At 62.5% G+C, this 16,328-nt stretch carries 17 protein-coding genes; 14 read left to right on the top strand and 3 right to left on the bottom strand.

All coding sequences use genetic code 11. The features are described from left to right. The first annotated feature begins 277 nt into the window (after positions 1-277). The 4 genes from AAFH49_RS07395 to AAFH49_RS07380 all read left to right on the top strand — a co-directional run bounded on the left by AAFH49_RS07395 (position 278) and on the right by AAFH49_RS07380 (position 3,948). On the top strand, positions 278-1,609 hold the full coding sequence (locus tag AAFH49_RS07395; RefSeq protein ID WP_342296991.1) for a glycoside hydrolase family 28 protein: 1,332 nt from the start codon (positions 278-280) through the stop codon (positions 1,607-1,609). Between the two features lie 203 nt (positions 1,610-1,812). Beyond that, positions 1,813-2,421 carry a peroxiredoxin-like family protein gene (locus AAFH49_RS07390; RefSeq protein ID WP_342296989.1) on the top strand — a complete coding sequence of 203 codons (609 nt, stop codon included), beginning with the start codon at positions 1,813-1,815 and terminating at the stop codon, positions 2,419-2,421. Between the two features lie 24 nt (positions 2,422-2,445). Further along, positions 2,446-3,135 carry a spondin domain-containing protein gene (locus AAFH49_RS07385; protein ID WP_342296987.1) on the top strand — a complete coding sequence of 230 codons (690 nt, stop codon included), beginning with the start codon at positions 2,446-2,448 and terminating at the stop codon, positions 3,133-3,135. A 213-nt stretch (positions 3,136-3,348) separates the two neighbouring features. Continuing rightward, positions 3,349-3,948, top strand: coding sequence for a hypothetical protein (locus tag AAFH49_RS07380; protein ID WP_342296986.1), 600 nt, complete (start codon positions 3,349-3,351; stop codon positions 3,946-3,948). Between the two features lie 91 nt (positions 3,949-4,039). Here the strand turns inward: AAFH49_RS07380 and AAFH49_RS07375 are convergent, their stop codons facing one another. Then, positions 4,040-5,206 (bottom strand): acyltransferase family protein, encoded by a 1,167-nt coding sequence (locus AAFH49_RS07375; RefSeq protein ID WP_342296985.1) that lies wholly within the window; start codon positions 5,204-5,206, stop codon positions 4,040-4,042. 147 nt (positions 5,207-5,353) lie between these two features. Here AAFH49_RS07375 and AAFH49_RS07370 point away from each other — a divergent pair, with 147 nt between their 5' ends. From AAFH49_RS07370 to AAFH49_RS07345, 6 genes are all read left to right on the top strand, one after another. Then, the gene (locus tag AAFH49_RS07370) at positions 5,354-6,001 is read left to right on the top strand and encodes a zinc ribbon domain-containing protein (protein WP_342296984.1); all 648 of its coding nucleotides are present in this window, start codon (positions 5,354-5,356) and stop codon (positions 5,999-6,001) included. Positions 6,002-6,165: 164 nt separating this feature from the next. Next, the gene (locus AAFH49_RS07365) at positions 6,166-6,528 is read left to right on the top strand and encodes a glyoxalase superfamily protein (protein WP_342296983.1); all 363 of its coding nucleotides are present in this window, start codon (positions 6,166-6,168) and stop codon (positions 6,526-6,528) included. A 60-nt stretch (positions 6,529-6,588) separates the two neighbouring features. Beyond that, complete coding sequence (locus AAFH49_RS07360) at positions 6,589-9,198, top strand: PAS domain-containing protein (RefSeq protein ID WP_342296982.1); 2,610 nt, start codon at positions 6,589-6,591, stop codon at positions 9,196-9,198. Between the two features lie 31 nt (positions 9,199-9,229). After that, positions 9,230-9,634, top strand: a complete 405-nt coding sequence (locus AAFH49_RS07355) for a response regulator (protein WP_342296980.1) — start codon at positions 9,230-9,232, stop codon at positions 9,632-9,634. Positions 9,635-9,771: 137 nt separating this feature from the next. After that, positions 9,772-10,185: an STAS/SEC14 domain-containing protein gene (locus AAFH49_RS07350; RefSeq protein WP_342296979.1), complete on the top strand. Its 414-nt coding sequence runs from the start codon at positions 9,772-9,774 to the stop codon at positions 10,183-10,185. Positions 10,186-10,700: 515 nt separating this feature from the next. After that, positions 10,701-11,147, top strand: coding sequence for a hypothetical protein (locus AAFH49_RS07345; RefSeq protein ID WP_342296977.1), 447 nt, complete (start codon positions 10,701-10,703; stop codon positions 11,145-11,147). 101 nt (positions 11,148-11,248) lie between these two features. On the opposite strand, the gene AAFH49_RS07340 is transcribed toward AAFH49_RS07345, so the two are convergent. Then, on the bottom strand, positions 11,249-12,238 hold the full coding sequence (locus tag AAFH49_RS07340; RefSeq protein ID WP_342296975.1) for a GlxA family transcriptional regulator: 990 nt from the start codon (positions 12,236-12,238) through the stop codon (positions 11,249-11,251). A gap of 194 nt (positions 12,239-12,432) precedes the next feature. On the opposite strand from AAFH49_RS07340, the gene AAFH49_RS07335 reads away from it, so the two are divergent. The 4 genes from AAFH49_RS07335 (at position 12,433) to AAFH49_RS07320 (ending at position 14,424) form a co-directional block, all read left to right on the top strand. After that, on the top strand, positions 12,433-12,870 hold the full coding sequence (locus AAFH49_RS07335; protein WP_342296974.1) for a DoxX family protein: 438 nt from the start codon (positions 12,433-12,435) through the stop codon (positions 12,868-12,870). A gap of 190 nt (positions 12,871-13,060) precedes the next feature. Continuing rightward, positions 13,061-13,486, top strand: a complete 426-nt coding sequence (locus tag AAFH49_RS07330) for a VOC family protein (RefSeq protein ID WP_342296973.1) — start codon at positions 13,061-13,063, stop codon at positions 13,484-13,486. 21 nt (positions 13,487-13,507) lie between these two features. After that, the gene (locus AAFH49_RS07325) at positions 13,508-14,041 is read left to right on the top strand and encodes a dihydrofolate reductase family protein (RefSeq protein WP_342296971.1); all 534 of its coding nucleotides are present in this window, start codon (positions 13,508-13,510) and stop codon (positions 14,039-14,041) included. A 5-nt stretch (positions 14,042-14,046) separates the two neighbouring features. Next, entirely contained in the window at positions 14,047-14,424 is a 378-nt protein-coding gene (locus AAFH49_RS07320) for a VOC family protein (protein ID WP_342296970.1), read from the top strand. 97 nt (positions 14,425-14,521) lie between these two features. Here the strand turns inward: AAFH49_RS07320 and AAFH49_RS07315 are convergent, their stop codons facing one another. Then, positions 14,522-16,315 carry a HAMP domain-containing sensor histidine kinase gene (locus AAFH49_RS07315; protein WP_342296968.1) on the bottom strand — a complete coding sequence of 598 codons (1,794 nt, stop codon included), beginning with the start codon at positions 16,313-16,315 and terminating at the stop codon, positions 14,522-14,524. Positions 16,316-16,328: the final 13 nt, after the last annotated feature.

Below are 16,328 nucleotides of genomic sequence, written 5' to 3'. Positions count from 1 at the left end.
CCAAATATAACAGGCTCCTGTATCTGGCGGGCCGTTGTGGGTGTTCTTGCTTTCACCGCATGCCCCAAGCCTATTACACCACCAAAAAAGCTCTGCCGACGTCCCCGACAGCTGCTGGCGGGTTCGTGTCCGGTGGCTGTTTCTTCAGCAGCTTGGGTTACCCGGATGGCATGGGCCACAGGCCCGCGCCATCCATCCGCCCCCGGTCAGGTAACTACAGAACAGTGCCGCCGGAAGCGCGCTGCTTCTTTACGGCCTCAACCAATTTTCCCGCCCTATGAAACTCCTTCTTGCGCTGCTGACCATGTGGCTGGCCACTTTCTCGCTGCCCTTCCACGTCGCCACGCCCCCCAAAAAGCCCGCCGTCCCCAAAGACTACGTCATCACCCAGTTCGGGGCCAGCCTCGACAGCACCCGGCTCAACACCCAGGCCATTCAGAAGGTCATCGACAAGGCCAGCGCCGCCGGCGGGGGCACCGTGGTGGTTCCAAAGGGCGTTTTCCTGAGCGGGGCGCTGTTTTTCAAGCCCAACACCCACCTGCGCGTGCTGGCCGGCGGCAAGCTCAAAGGCTCCGATAACATTGCCGACTACCCCCTCATCCCCTCCCGCATGGAGGGCCAAAAGCTCGATTACTACGCCGCCCTCGTCAACGCCACCAAGGTAAACGGCTTCACCATCACCGGCCCCGGCACCATCGACGGCAACGGCCTGCAATTCTGGAAAACCTTCTGGGCGCACCGCGACTCCATGGCCAAAGCCCACAAGCCCTCCACCAACCTGGAGGTGCACCGCCCCCGCCTGCTCTTCATCTGGGGCTGTGACAAAGTGACCATCAAAAACGTGAAGCTGCACAACTCCGGCTTCTGGACCACCCACCTCTACCAGTGCACCAACGTGCTGATGGACGGCTGCGACATCCGCTCGCCCTTCCGCCCCGTGAAGGCCCCCAGCACCGACGGCGTCGACATCGACGTGTGCAGCAAAGTCACCATCCGCAACTGCTACGTGTCCGTGAACGACGACGGCATCTGCATGAAGGGCGGCAAAGGCCCCACCGCCCAGAAGCTCCCCGAAAACGGCCCCATCGAAGACGTGCTGGTCGAAAACTGCACCTTCGGCGAAGTCCACGCCGCCCTCACCTGCGGCAGCGAGTGCATCCACGCCAATCGCATCACCATGCGCAACTGCAAAGTCGATAATGAGCGCCCCATCCTGCTCTTCAAAATGCGCCCCGACACCTACCAGCTCTACGAAAACATCACCATCGAAAACATCACCGGCAAGTGCGGCACCATCGTCACCCTCTCGCCCTGGATGCAGTTTTTCAACATGGCCGGCAGCACCGAAAAGCCCTTCGGCACCATCCGCAACATCCGCATCTCCAACGTCAACGTGAAGTGCAAACAGTTCGCGGTACTGAATGGCAACCCCACCGATAAGGTGTCCAATATCACCTTCAAAGACGTGACCGCCACCGCCGATAATGCCGCCTTCCCGAACAAATACCCCGACGTGAAATTTGAAAACGTCACCCTCAACGGCGCGCCCCTGAAAGCCTCGCCAGCCGCGCAGGCCGCCCCGGCCGCTACGCCCCTGAAGCCGGACTAATACCACACTTTACCTCGCCTAAAACAACAAAAAGCCTTGCCAGCATCTGGTGAGGCTTTTTGTTGCTCTCCGCAATTTGGATGGCGAGCTCGGGAGCAGGGGTTTTCCCGCACCGAGGTCGATTTAAAAAAGACGGAATTGGGTGTAAGGGTAATAATGGGCGTGCGTCTGGCACCGCAACTATTCGCTACGCTTCCCAGCCCATGAACACCTTTTCGAATCTTGCCGGCGTGCTGCTGCTGCTGCTTGCCGCCCCGGCGCTGGCCCAAACCGCCCCGGCCCCGCCGCTCACGGCCTCAGCCCTCGCGGTGGGCACCGTTGCGCCCGCTTTTAAAGGCCAGGATGCCGCCGGGCGGCCCGTAGAGCTGCGCCAGCTCCTGAAAAAGGGGCCGGTGGTGCTGTATTTCTATCGCGGGCAGTGGTGCCCATACTGCAACAAAGAGCTAAGCCAGCTCCAGGATTCGTTGCAGGTGCTCACGGCCAAAGGCGCCCAAGTAGTGGTTGTTACCCCCGAAACCCCGGCCAACATCACCCAGACGGTGGCCAAAACCAAGGCCTCTTTCCCCATCGTACATGACCGGGATTTGACCATCATGAAGGCCTACAAAACCGCCTTCGTGGTGGACGATGCCACGGCAAAAAAATACCTGCGCTACGGCATCAACCTGAAGCAGGCCAATGGGCTCGACCAAAACATCCTGCCCGTGCCCGCCACCTACGTCATCGGCCAGGATGGCAAAATCAAGTTTGCCTACTTCGATGCCGACTACCGCCACCGCGCCAGTGTGCGGCAGGTGGCGCAGGCGCTGTAACTCCACTCTTAATTCATTCGTGCCATGCCTCGTTCACTCCATCGCCTGGGCCTATGGGCCGTTTTGTTCGGGCTGGCAGCCTGCTCTAAGAATGCCGATTCGGAAGAGCAGCCGCCTGCGCCAGCCATTGGCCCGGCACTCTACCGCGTCACGTTCGAAGCCACCTGGAGCGCCGACACCCACGCCAATTTCCCGGCGGGGGCGCATTTTTCGTCCGTCATCGGGGCTTCACATCGGGCCGATGGCCTCCTGTTCCGGTCCGGCCAGCCGGCCAGCACCGGCATCAAAAACATGGCTGAGCGCGGCAACAACACCGCGCTGCGAACCGAAATAATGGCCCTGCAAAGCAGCGGCGCAGCCTTCCGCACGCTGGAGGGGCGCGTCATCAATTCGCCGGGTACGGTGGCCGATACCATTCGCCTAGACGCCGCCCACCCCCGCCTGAGCCTCGTCACGATGATTGCGCCCAGCCCGGACTGGTTTGTGGCGCTGGAAGACGAAACCCTGCTCGACGCCGATGGCCAATGGGTGGCCCTGCGCCGGGTGTCCGCCCGTGCCTACGACGCCGGCACCGACAGCGGCCCCACCTTCACCGCCCCCGACCAGGCCACGCTGCCGGCCGGCGTGGTGGCCCCGCTGCTGCTACCGCCCACCAGCGGCTCCGCGCCCGACGGCCCGCCGCTGGGCACCTGGCTCCTGGAGCGCATCAAATAATCCGCTCTTTTTCAGCCGATATTTTCCCACCAATTCACTGGCGGCGGCCTGCTGTCGACCACCCCGGCCGGCAGCCCATTCATCCCGGGCCAAGCCTGGCAATACCCTGTTGCGAGGAGCAGCAGCGGCGGGAACGCGCCCGAGCCACGGCGTACTTCCCGGCCTACCGCTTACTTTTGTCCAAATTCCATCATTCGCATACAGTGTTTTCCCATGAATTATTTACGTCTTACGGCCTTCCTATTGCTCCTGCTGCCCGGCTTGGCAGCCAATGCCCAATCGAAGAAAAAAAGCAGCGGTGGCGGCAGCAGCAGCGGTTCGGGCTATAGCACGGGCCTGGGCCTGCGCGGCGGCGGCTGGTCCTCGGGCCTCACGCTGAAGCACTTTCTGGGCAGCGGCAAAGGCGTGGCCATCGAAGGCCTGCTCACGACGGAATACAAAGCGCACGGCGGCCGTCTCACCATCCTCGGCGAGAAGCACATCGGTATAGCCGATGCCAAGGGCCTGCAGTTTTACTACGGCGCGGGCTTCCACGCCGGGGCCTACCAGGGCCGCTACTACTTCGCCGATGACCGGTTCTACTACAACGGCCGCAACGGCGACGTGTACTTCCTCAAAGGCAACAAAGGCGGCTACTACTACGACGAAAACACCTACATCGCCGTCGGGGCCGACCTCATTCTGGGCCTCGAATACAAGCTACCCGACCTGCCCTTCGTGGTGGGCGTCGATTACAAGCCTTTCTTCGAGGTATTCCACGGCTACACCGGCTTCTACAACGACGCGGCCGTGAGCCTACGCTTCACGTTCTAAGGCTCGCGCCATCAGGTGCAACGCATTACTGAAAAGGCCCCATCAGCAACTGATGGGGCCTTTTTTTGTAGAACAACGGCCAGCAGCACGGCTACTCCGCCCCTGCCAGAACCGGCAGAGCCACGGCGCGCCGCCGTGCCAGCAGCCACTGGCGCAGCTTCAGAAACGGCTTTTCCACCGCCACATTCAGCAGCCACGCGCCGGCCAGCACCGTGGCCAGGCACAGCCCCATCATGGCATTGCTCTCCAGCCCAATACCGTACGCTGAAAACCACGCCTGCGTGAGATGAATAATGCCCTTATGCGTGAGGTAAATGGCAAACGACAGCGCCGCCACCCGCGCCGATATGCGCGACGCCGTGCCATACAGCACGCTGCCCGGGCTGATGGCCGCCACCACTAGCAGCCCATACCCCAGCGCCACCAGCGGAAACCCAAAAATGGACGCCCCGAACGCCTGCGGCTCGCGGCACACCCAGAACGCCCCGGCCAGCACCGCCAGGCCCAGCAGCCCCAGCCCGTTGCCGTGGCGGGCCAGCCGGGCTGCCGCCTGCGGCCGGAAGTGGAACAGCGCCGCAATGGCAATGCCCACCAGCAGCCCATCGAGCCGGTTGTAGGTGGGATAATACATGTACTTGTACCACACCAGAGTCACGTGCTCGGTATTGAGCTGGGGCGCAACCGCCCCGTACCAGCTCAGCAGCCGTGCCCCGAAGCCCAGAACCACCAGCGCGGGCAGGGTTGCGGCCGCCCATTTGCCGCGGCGGCCGGGGGCCAGGGCCAGCAGCCCCAGCGGCAGCAGCAGGTAGAACTGCTCCTCTACGCACAGCGACCATGCGTGCGAAAACGTGCCGCCCCGTGCCAAATCCAGCCCAAAATTCTGGGTGAAGGTGAGGAATTTCCACAGCGGCGGCAGCGCCTCCCGCTCCCGGAAAGCCGGGACGAGGAAATACAGCGCCAGCACCGCCCAATAGGCCGGCAGAATACGAAACGTGCGCTTGATGAAGTAGGTGGCCAGCGAAAGCCGGCCCCGCCGCGCCAGCTCCCGAAACAGCTGCGAGGCAATGAGGTAGCCGCTCAGCACGAAGAATAAATCGACGCCGGTCCAGCCAAACTGCCCGGCCGTGTTCAGCCACTCGGGATGCGGGAAAATGCGGTAATGAAACAGCAGCACCAGGCCAATGGCCAGGGCCCGCAGGTGGTCGAGGCCGGGCAGGCGGGTACCCTGGGCCGGAGCCGAAAGCTCGTTTGTCATCATAATGAAGGGCCGGGCCGACCGGTTTGCCTCAAAAGTAACCGGCCCCACGGCCCCCGCCATGAGGTGCCGAAGCCGGGCGGCACCCTTGCGGCATCCTCGTATTGGCATTTGACGCTACTTTTACCCATCACCTCTCCCCGCTGCGCCATGAGCTCCCTGATACAATTCGTAGCCAACTACGACGACCTTTCCACCGACAAGGGCTTCCAGTTCAAATTCCATTGCGACAAGTGCCGCAACGGCTACATGTCGCGGTTTCAGCCGAATGCCATCGGCATTGCGGGCAGCCTGCTCAATGCCGCCAGCAGCCTGTTCGGCGGGCTGGGCGGGGTGGAAAACGCGGCCTATGAGATTCAGCGGGCCGTGGGGGGCACCTCGCACGACAAGGCCCTAGAAGCGGCCGTGGCCGAGGGCAAGCAGCAGTTCAAGCAATGCACCCGCTGCGGCCACTGGGTGTGCCCCGATGCCTGCTGGAACCACAGCGCCGGCCTCTGCGAAGACTGCGCCCCCGACGAGCAGGAGGAGCTCCGCGCTCAGCAGGCCCAGGCCACCCGCGAGCAAATCCGCACCCAGACCCGCGCCCAGGACTATACCAAAAACCTCGATTTCCTGAACCGCGACACTCTCATCCAGTGCCCCAACTGCCAGACCAAGCTGGCACCCGGCCAGAAGTTTTGCCCCAGCTGCGGCACCGCCACCGCCGCCCAAACCCAGCCCCGCCACTGCACCAGCTGCGGCGAGGCCCTGAAGCCCGAGCAGAAATTTTGCCCCAGCTGCGGCACGAAGGCAGGGTAGTGGACTGAACAGTGAGAAAAAAGACGGTCATGCTGAGCGGAGTCGAAGCATCTCTACCACGCAACGCAATCCAATCGAAAGGATTTACTATTGCGGTAGAGATGCTTCGACTTCGCTCAGCATGACGCTTTTCTTCGCTCCCCCAATCCCCTATCCCCAAACCCATGGCCACCGTCAAGCCCATCCTCCGCATTTTCGATTACGCCAAAGCCATCGAGTTTTACCTCGACTGGCTGGGCTTCCGCATCGACTGGGAGCACCGGCCGGAGGGCAGCCCCGGCTACCTGCAAATCACGCGGGAGGATGTGACGCTGCACCTCTCCGAGCACCACGGCGACTGCGCGCCGGGGGCGCGGGTATTCATCGATGATTTTGCGCACCTCACGGCCTACCACGCGCAGCTGCTGGCCCGGCAGTACAAGCACAACAAGCCCGGCTTGGACATCCCCTTCTACGACCCCACGGCGCTGGAAATGACGGTTATCGACCCGTTCCACAACCGCCTCACCTTCGTGGAGCGCCGGTAGCGGCGCGGCGCGAAGGCCGGGGCTAGTAACTTCGGGACCCATTGCGCTAGCTGCCTTTCCATGCCCGACCCTGCTGCCCCGGTTTCGCCAGCCGACCTTCCCTACTCGCCGGACCTGTTGCAGGTGGTGCTCAACACCTCGCAAACCGGCTTTATGCTGCTGCGGCCCGTGTATGATGCCGCCGGCACCACCATCATCGACCTGGCCTGGGAGTACCTCAACCCCGCCGCCCAGCAGATGCTGCGGCTGCCCCAGCGCCCCACCGAGTCGTTTCTGACCCTGTTTCCCACGGCGGAGGCGGCCGGGGTGTTCGCCTTCTACCGCGACGCCTTTTTGAGCGGCCAGGTGGAGCGCCGCCAGAACAACTACCAGCACGACGGCCTCGACGGCTACTACCTGCTGGTGGCCCAGCGCCAGGGCGAGGTGCTGGTGGTGAACTTCACCGACACCAACGACCAGGTTCGCTCGGCCATTGTGGAGGAGCTGCGCGCCAGCCAGGCCCGCGAGCTGGAAGCTCGCGCCGAAGCCGAGCTGCAACACCAGCACCTGGAGCTGCTGCTGCACGATGCCCCGGCCATGATTTGCGTGTTCGACGGGCCGCAGCACGTTTTTCAGTTCGTGAACCCACCCTACCAGGCGCTGGTCGGCGACCGGCCCATCGTGGGCAAGCCCATTGCTGTGGCCATGCCCGAACTGGTGGGCCAGCCCATCTTCGGCCTGCTGGATAAGGTGTACCAGACCGGCGAAACCTTCCGGGCCTCGGAAATGCTGGTGCAGCTCGACCACGACAACGAAGGCCGCCGGGAGCTGGAAAAGCGTTACTACAACTTCATCTACCAGGCCCGGCACGACCCACGGGGGGCCATCAACGGCATTTTCGTGTTTGCCTACGACGTGACGCCGCAGGTACTGGCCCGCCAGGAAATCCAAACCTTGAATGAGGAGCTGGCCGCCATCAACGAAGAACTGGCCGCCACCAACGAGGAGCTGCGGGCCAGCAACGACGAGTTCCTGACCACCAATACCGCCCTGGCCCACTCGGAGCAGGAGCTCTACGCCCTCAACCAGGAGCTGGAAAGCCGCGTGACCGCCCGCACCCGGGAAACCCAGGCTGCCCGCGCCGAAGCCGAGCGCCAGCGTGCCCGCCTCGAACGCCTATTTATGGCGGCCCCGGCGGCCATCTGCATCCTGGCCGGACGCGAGTTGGTGTTTGAGTTGGTGAACCCGCCCTATCTGGCGCTGTTTCCGGGCCGGCAGCTGCAAGGCCACCGCATGGCCGAGGTATTCCCGGAACTGGCCAGCTCCGGCGTGCTCGACACCTTCCGGCGCGTGTACGAAACGGGCATTACCAACGAGGAGCAGGCCATTCTTATCTCCTTCCGCCGCCCCGAGGACGGTGCGCTGGAAGACCGGTACTTCAACTACATCCAGCAGGCCCGCTTCGATGAGCAGGGCCGGATTGATGGCATTCTCGTGTTCGCATTTGAAGTCACGCCGCAGGTGCAGGCCCGCCAGGCCACCGAAGCCGCCGCCCAGCGCCTGCGCCTGCTCACCGATGCGCTGCCCGTGCTCATCTCCTACATCGACCGCGACGAGCACTGTCAGTTTCTGAATAACGCCTACCGGAACTGGTTTGGCCTCGACCCCGTCGCGATGATTGGGCTGCCGGTACGGCAGGTGGTGGGTGAAGCCGCTTATGCCGTTGTGCAGGGCTATATGGCGCGGGCGCTGGCCGGCGAGCGCCTGGAATTTGAAGCCCGCATGCCCTACCGCGAAGACCTGGTGCGGTATACCCACACCAACTACATACCCGATGTCCACGACGGCGAAGTGCGGGGTTTCTACACCCTTATTACTGACATTACCGAGCAGGTAGAAGCCCGCCAGCGGGTGCAGGAGCTGAACGAGGAGCTGGCCGCCATCAACGAAGAAATGCTGGTGGCCAACGAGGAGCTGCGCGACACCAACGACCGCCTCAGCCACACCAACGTGGACCTCGACACGTTCGTCTACACCGCTTCGCACGACCTCAAAGCCCCCATCGCCAACATCGAAGGCCTGCTGCTGGCCCTCGGCGAGCAGTTGCCCGCCGCCGTGCGCCACACCCCCGACGTGACCCACCTGCTGGAGCTCATGCACGGCTCCGTGCTCCGCTTCCAGCGCACCCTGGGCCACCTCACCGACGTGAGCAAGCTCCAGCAGGCCCACGCCGAACCCGCCGAAGCCGTGGACCTGGCCGCCCTGGCCGAAGCCGTGCGCCTCGACCTGGCCCCCGCCCTGGCCGCCGCCGGCGGCCACCTCACGCTGGACCTGGCCGACTGCCCCACGGTGCGCTTTTCGCCCAAAAACCTGCGCAGCATCCTCTACAACCTGCTCAGCAACGCCATCAAGTACCAGGTGCCCGGCCGCGCCCCGCAGGTGCTGCTACGCGCCACCTGCCCGCCGGGCCAGGTGCAACTGGAAGTGCACGACAACGGCCTGGGCCTCACCGAAGCCGAGCAGGCCAAGCTGTTCGTGATGTTTCGCCGCCTGCACACCCACGTCGAGGGCACCGGCGTGGGCCTATACATGGTCAAGCGCATCGTCGAGAACGCGGGCGGCACCATCCAGGTGCAGAGCACGGCGGGCGTGGGTTCCACGTTTACGGTGGTGCTGCCGGACCGCGTCTGAACTTAAACGCGGCGCTTACGTAGGGTAGCTCATGCCGAAGTTGAGCAGTGTGCTGTTGGTCGATGACGACCCGACCAATAACTTTCTGAACGAGCGGCTGCTGAAGCGGCTGGCCGTGACGGAGCAGATTATGGTGGCCGAAAACGGGCAGGAAGCCCTGGCCGTTATTCAGCAGGCCAGCACCGCATCCCAGCCCGACTACCCGGCCCTCATTCTGCTCGATATTCAGATGCCCGTCATGAACGGCATCGAATTTTTGCAGGCCTACCAGCAGCTGCCCTTGGCCCAACGCCGCGCCACCACCGTGGTCGTCCTCACCACATCCATGGACCCACGCGACCTCACCCGCCTCGCGGAGCTGCCCGCCGCCGGCCGCATCACCAAGCCCCTCACACCCGAAAAGCTGGATGCCGTGCTTCAGCAGCATTTCCAGTAGCGCCCAGGCACCCGGCCAGCAGCCCGCAGGCCCCGGCCGTAACGCGGCAAAATCTCTTTAATAACTAAAGAATTACTGTTGCTTACGCAACCGTATCAGAATCCAATTGGCTATATTTTTTAGCCGTACTTTACTGCATGATTGAAGAATTGAAAAGCCCCACCGGCCGCGTCTACCTCACCATCGACTCGGACGCCACCAACCGCTGGGTATTTGTGGATTGGATGGGCTACCTCACCGCCGACAGCATTCGGACCGGGGCCGCCGCCTACACCAGCGCGCTGGCCCAGTCCAAGTTCAGCTGCGTGCTCAACGACACCCGCTCGGTGCGCGGCCCCTGGGACCATTCCATGGACTGGGTTATTAATACCTGGGCTCCCAACGCCGCCGCAGCCGGCCTCAAATATTTCGCCCTGGTCTCCACGCCCGAATCCCTGGCCGATGGCTCGGCTGCCAATTTCTACGCCCAGCTCACCGCCTTCCACGCCGAAGTCTTCGACAACCTGAGCACGGCCCGCGAGTGGCTGCACCGCATGCAGGCGCAAGGCTAACCCCTTCCAACAGCTAAACTGACCAAGCGAAAGGGCCGGCAATTTGCCGGCCCTTTTTGGTGTGCCCTGCTGCGGGCGCAAAAAAAGTTTTTCCGGGCTGTAACGTTCGCTTTCATCGGCGGTATCCACATTTGAAAGCTCTCCCAATCTCCTGCCCACCGAGTCGTGCTCTTCTATCGCAGCCCTCCCCGTTCGGCATGTTCCAAAGCTGCTATCACTTCTGAAGCAGTTTCCGCTCTTGCCAAAAGCAGCCGGGCGGCTCTCCTGCAACGACCATCAACCCGCCTAATCCGCTAAAAAAAGCAGGCCTAGCATCAATAGATAATTTTTCTCATAAAATTTTATCGTTGATAATCAGCATTTAAGCCGGGAAACGCATAGCAACATGTACAATAATTGAAACAGTACCTTGCTTTACAAAGTACCTACCATACATTTGTACTGTTCGACGCCCAGTACTGTAGCCGCCGAGAACGTCACACTTTTTTCCATCTCACCTTTTTTCTGTAAAAACCATGAAAACCTCCCTCACCTCCCGCCCCGCTGCCGCCACCCAAACCCGTACTGCACCGTACTTGCGGGCCCTGCTGTTGGGCGGGTTAGCCATCGTGGGTAGCGCTGGCACCGCCCTGGCCCAGAGCGCCCCAGCCGTGAAAGCCAAACAGGCCGATGCCCAGGCGCTGTGGCTCACCGTGGAAAACCCAGCCCAGCAACGCTTGCAGATGCAGGTCGTTTCGCTGGACAACAGCACCTGCCTGGTGAATGAAGTAAACCACCTCACCTCCTATGGCAGCAAGCTGAATTTCAAAGGGATGCCCGCCGGCCAGTACGCCGTGCTACTGCGCGTGGGCCGCGAGCGGTTCCGCTACAGCGTGGACGTGCAGGGCAAAGCCCAAACCACCATTTCGGTGCGCGAGCTCACGCCCGCTAAGTCGCCGGAAGCCGTGGCGGTCGTCCGCTAGCTTCCCCCGGCACAGGGCCCCGAAACGGGTACCCTGAAGTGTTTCGGCCCCTGACAGCGCTAGCTATCAGGGGCCGAGTCGTGTGGTAGCTATGCCACTGCCTACGCCGCCAGCGGCAGGCTTTTGCGGCTGTACCGCTCCCGATAAGCCAGCGGCGACACGCCCGTAATGCGCTTAAACAGCGTCCGAAACGCCTTGGTATCGGAGTAGCCCACCGAGTACATCACCTCGTTCACGTTTTCGCGCGATGATTCGAGACTCATTTTGGCGGCTTCGATTTTCACGCGCTGCACGTATTCGGCCACGGTGTTGCTGGTGGCTTTCTTGAAGCGGCGCTCGAAATTGCGGCGGCTCAGGCAGCTTTGGGCCGCCAAATCATCCACCGCAAGCTTCTCGGCAAAGTGCTGCTCGATGAATTCCTGAGCCTTTTTGATGGGCTCGTCGTCGTGGTCCTTCTGACCCCGGAAAATGACGAATGGCGACTGACTGCGCCGCCCGATGTCAATCTGAAACACTTTGGCGCAGCACACGGCCATGTCGCGGCTCACGTATTTCTCCACCAGATACAGTATCAGGTTGAGGTAGGAATAGGCTCCGCCGCTGCTGTAGAGGCCCTGCTCGTCGGTAATTACCTGCTCGGCCACGAGGTGTACGGCGGGGTACATGGCCGCGAACTGCGGCGCGCCCAGCCAGTGGGTGGCGCACTGCCGGCCATCCATCAGGCCCGTCGCGGCCAGCAGAAACGCGCCCAGGCACAGGCTGGCCACTTCGGCCCCGTGCGCGTGCTGGCCGGCAATCCAGGCGATGAGGTCCTGGTTCAGGGCCACGGCTTCGGTCAGGTCGCCGTGCGGGGCGGGAATGATGATGAGGTCGGTGCGGAAATCCTCGTCGATGGTGCGGGTGGCATGTAGCGTGAACAGGCCCCGGTTGAAGGTTTTATGCTTGGTGAGGCCCACCAGCTCAATCTGGAAGGCGGGCGGCTGGCCCGCGCCCGCCAGCAAATCATTCACCTGGCTCAGCACCTTGTGCGGCCCTTCAATGCTGCCTACCACCGCATCGCCGGCCGGCACCAGAATAGAAACGTGCTTCATAGAGGTCAAATATAGGCAATCTGTTGCCGCATTCAGCCCCCTAATTGGGCAGAATCACCCCCTTGCACACCTGATTTTTGCTAATACCTTTGCTAACATAGTTAGATGGTCAAAATTTTAGCAAAATCTCAGCCTTCCGACGCGGTTAGGGCTGCCATTTCAGCCTCTTCTTTTACCTCTCAATCACCATTGCCATGACACCCCGCACCACTGCCCGCCTCTATTGGACACTCACCATCCTCTTCTGCCTCATGATGCTGGCCGACGGCGTGGCCGGCCTGCTGCACGAGCAAAATGGCATCGCTGCGATGAAGCAGCTCGGTTATCCGGTCTACATCATGGACATCACGGGCGCGGCCAAAATTCTGGGCGCACTGGCCCTGCTCCAGAACAAGTACCGCACGCTGAAGGAATGGGCTTTCGCCGGCTTCGCCATCGACTTCATCGGGGCTGCCGCGTCGGTGGCGCTGGCCGGCATGGGCTTCGTGGCCACGCTGCCCGCGCTGGTGATGACGGCGGTGCTCTTCGGCATTTATTTCCTGTGGAAGCGCTACCTCATCAGCCGCGCCCAAACAGCCGGCGCTGATGAAACGGAAGCTGCTTTTGCGACGCCGGCAGCGGCTACGCTGTAAGCGACACTGTTGCACGGTAGTGGGGCGGTCGCAGCACGGTCATGCTGAGCCTGTCGAAGCATCTCTACCGCGCAACGCAATTAATGCCGACTGCAACGAAGCGGTAGAGATGCTTCGACTGCGCTCAGCATGACTGTTCCTTTTTTCCTTTCTCATTTAATCTTCTCACAATTATTCCCCCCTAACCACCATGGCTCTCCTCAGTCCTCACCTCGCATTTCCCGGCGGCACCTGCCGCGAAGCCCTCTCCTTCTATAAAAGCTGCATTGGCGGCGAGCTCAAGCTGATGCGCGTCGGCGATACGGCGATGTGCGACCAGATGCCCGCCGAAGCCCAGGACCAGATTATGCACGGCACCCTGACCACCGACTCGTTCGTGCTTATGGCCTGCGACGCCCTGGATACCCGCCGCCCGTTTGACCCCGGCAACAACATCGCCATGTGCCTGAATTGCAGCAGCGACGAAGAAATCAACACCCTTTTTACCAAGCTGGGCGAGGGCGGCACCGTCATCGACCCGCTGGCCGATATGTTCTGGGGCGGTAAGTTTGGAACCCTCATCGACCGGTTCGGCACGGAGTGGCTGTTCAATTTTGATAAGCCCGCCGGCGAGTAGCAAGTCCAGTTTTCGAAAATCATGAGCAAAGTAATTGCCGCCGAATACCTTACGCTGGATGGCGTGATGGAAAACCCCGCCTGGACCGCCCCCTATTTCAACGACGAGCTGGGCGAGTTTCAGGGCGAGCTAATGGCCTCCAGCGATGCCCTGCTGCTGGGCCGCGTGACTTACGAGGCCTTTGCCGGAGCCTGGCCCAAGATGCCCGACGCCCCCGGCGCCGACCGCATGAACAGCATGCCCAAATACGTGGCCTCGCGCACCCTGCAAACGACTGAATGGAACGCCCAAATCATCGAGGGCGATGTGGCGGCCGCCGTGGCCCGCCTCAAGCAGGAGCCCGGCCAGAACCTGCTCGTCTACGGCAGCGGCCAGCTGGTGGAATACCTGCGCCAGCACGGCCTGATTGACGAATACCGTCTCATGATTTTTCCGGTGGTGCTGGGCAGCGGCAAACGACTTTTTGCGAGTGCCCCCACCGATTTCAAGCTAAAATCATCGCACACCACCAGCACGGGCGTGCTCGTGCTTACCTACCAGCCGGCCAACGCCTGATTTTTATGGACTTTAAACTGGAGCTAATCCCCGTGCCGGTGGCCGATATCGACCGCGCCAAAGCCTTTTATGTGGAACAAGTCGGCTTCCACCTCGACCACGACGTGCGGCCCAGCCCCACGGTGCGCGTGGTGCAGCTCACGCCGCCGGGCTCGGGCTGTTCCATCGTGCTGGCCGCTGGTTTGGCGGGCCTGGCCATGCCGGCCGGTTCATTGCGTGGCCTGCACCTGGTAGTGGCCGACATCGCGGCCGCCCGTGCCGAGCTGGCCGGCCGGGGCGTGGCCATGGGCGGGATTCAGGATATGGGCGGGATTAAATTTTCCGCCTTCCAGGACCCCGACGGTAATACCTGGACCTTGCAGGAGATTCCGGGGCGGAAGTAGCGCGGACTTCACAGTTGTCATTCCGACGCAGGAGGAATCTGGGTAAAGCCGTTCAGGCGGCTTTACCCAGATTCCTCCTGCGTCGGAATGCCGTTTTTTACACCACCGGCAGCGTGAAGCTGAACGTGCTGCCGCTGCCCAGCTCGCTCTCCACCCACAGCCGGCCGCCCTGCGTGGTGATGAACTCGCGCGCAATGCTCAGGCCCAGGCCGGAGCCGCCCCGGTAGCCTGTTTTGTCGGGCAATTGAGCGAAGCGTTGGAAGATTTTCTCGTGATGCTCGGGTGCGATGCCGGGGCCATGGTCCTGCACGCTCACTTGCACGAAGGCCCCGGCCAGGGTAGCGCGCACCGTGAGGGGGGCGCCCACCGGCGAGTAGCGGATGGCATTGGCCAGCAGGTTGATGAGCACCCAGGTGGTTTTTTCGACGTCGGCACGGGCGGCGGGCAGGTTGGCGGGCTGCTGGATTTCCAGGCGCAGCTCCTTGTCGGCGAGCTGGGGCTGCACGGTGGCGGTGGCAAAGCCAATGACATCGGCCAGGCTGGTGGGGCGTACGTCGAGCTGAATGCCCGCGCCCGCGTCGAGGCGCGACACGTCGAGCAGCTCGGCCACCATGCGCTGGAGGCGCTGGGTTTCCTGCCGGATGTAGCCGGTCACGCGCTGGCGCTCGTCGGCGGGCAGGCGCTCATCCTGAAGCAGCTTGGTGTTGAGGTTGATGCTGGAAAGCGGCGTTTTCAACTCGTGCGACACGGTGGCGAGGAAGTTCGACTTCACCTGGTCGAGCTTCTTGAAATCGGACACGTTGCGCAGGGTGAGGATGTGGCCCACGAATTCGGTCTTCTCTGTGGCTTCATTAAACGACACCAAATCCTGCACCGCGAGGCGGTAGAAAGCCTCCTCGCCGCGCTGGGCAATGTGCAGCAGCGGCGCTTCGGCTACCGCAGATTCGCGGTTGGGCGCATCCAGGGGCTGGAGCATGGCCTGAAACAGGTCATTTTCGAGGCGCACGGTGGCGGCGGGGCGGCCGACTAATTTTTCTACGGGCATTCCCAGCAGCTCACACAGCACGGGGTTGGCCAGCAGAATGTGGCGGTTTTCATCAAGCAGCAGCAGGCCTTCATCCAGGGTATTCACGATGCTGGCGGCGCGGTTGCGCTCGGTTATCAGCCCGGCTTCGGTGGAGGTGCGGTACTCGCGCAGCTGGCTCAGCATGCGGTTGAAGGCGCGGGCCACCTGGCCAAACTCGTCGTGGCTTTCCTGCGGGATGCTGGCCGAAAAGTCGCGCGCGGTGGCGTGGTCGAGGGCGGCGGTGAGCTTGCGCAAGGGCTGCACGGCGGCTTCTGGCACGCTGCCCACCAGGGCCAGGGCCAGCAGCCCGGCCAGGGTGATGAAGACGAGCAGGTTGCGGTTGGCCTGGTCGGCACGGCGGTTGGCAGCTTCGGTTTTGCGGTTCAGGGCGTCGGTGTTCAGCGCCATCATCTGGTAGGTGAGGCCGCCGAGGGTGTAGGGTTCGGCGCTGATGCCCAGCGGACTGGCTTGCCCGGCGGCCGCCGTGCGCCGCGCCGCCTGCTGGTGCTGCCGGAGCTGCTGGGTCAGGCTTTGCAGGTTGTCGACGACTTGCTGCTCGCCGGGCTCGGTCACGTTGCGGGCCTCCGCACCCAGGGCGGCCATGAAGGCAGCCGTGCCCGCCGTATCGGCCAGCGGCTGGCGGGCCAGCTGGTCGAGGCTTTTGAGCATGCGAAGGCCCAGATTCACGGAATAGAGGTTGGCCTTGAGCACATCGTGCGAGCTGCGGTCGAGCTGCCGCAATGAGTAGTAGGCGTAGCCCCCGATGCTGAGCAGCAGCAGCAGCATGGCCAGGAAACCCAGGGTGATTTTGGTTTTGAGATTCATGATTTTGGTTGGC

This window comes from Hymenobacter segetis, from assembly GCF_038448715.1.
GTDB classification, from domain to species: Bacteria; Bacteroidota; Bacteroidia; order Cytophagales; family Hymenobacteraceae; genus Hymenobacter; species Hymenobacter segetis.
Note: the sequence above shows the minus strand (reverse complement) of the source record. Positions and strands in the feature narration are given on the sequence as shown.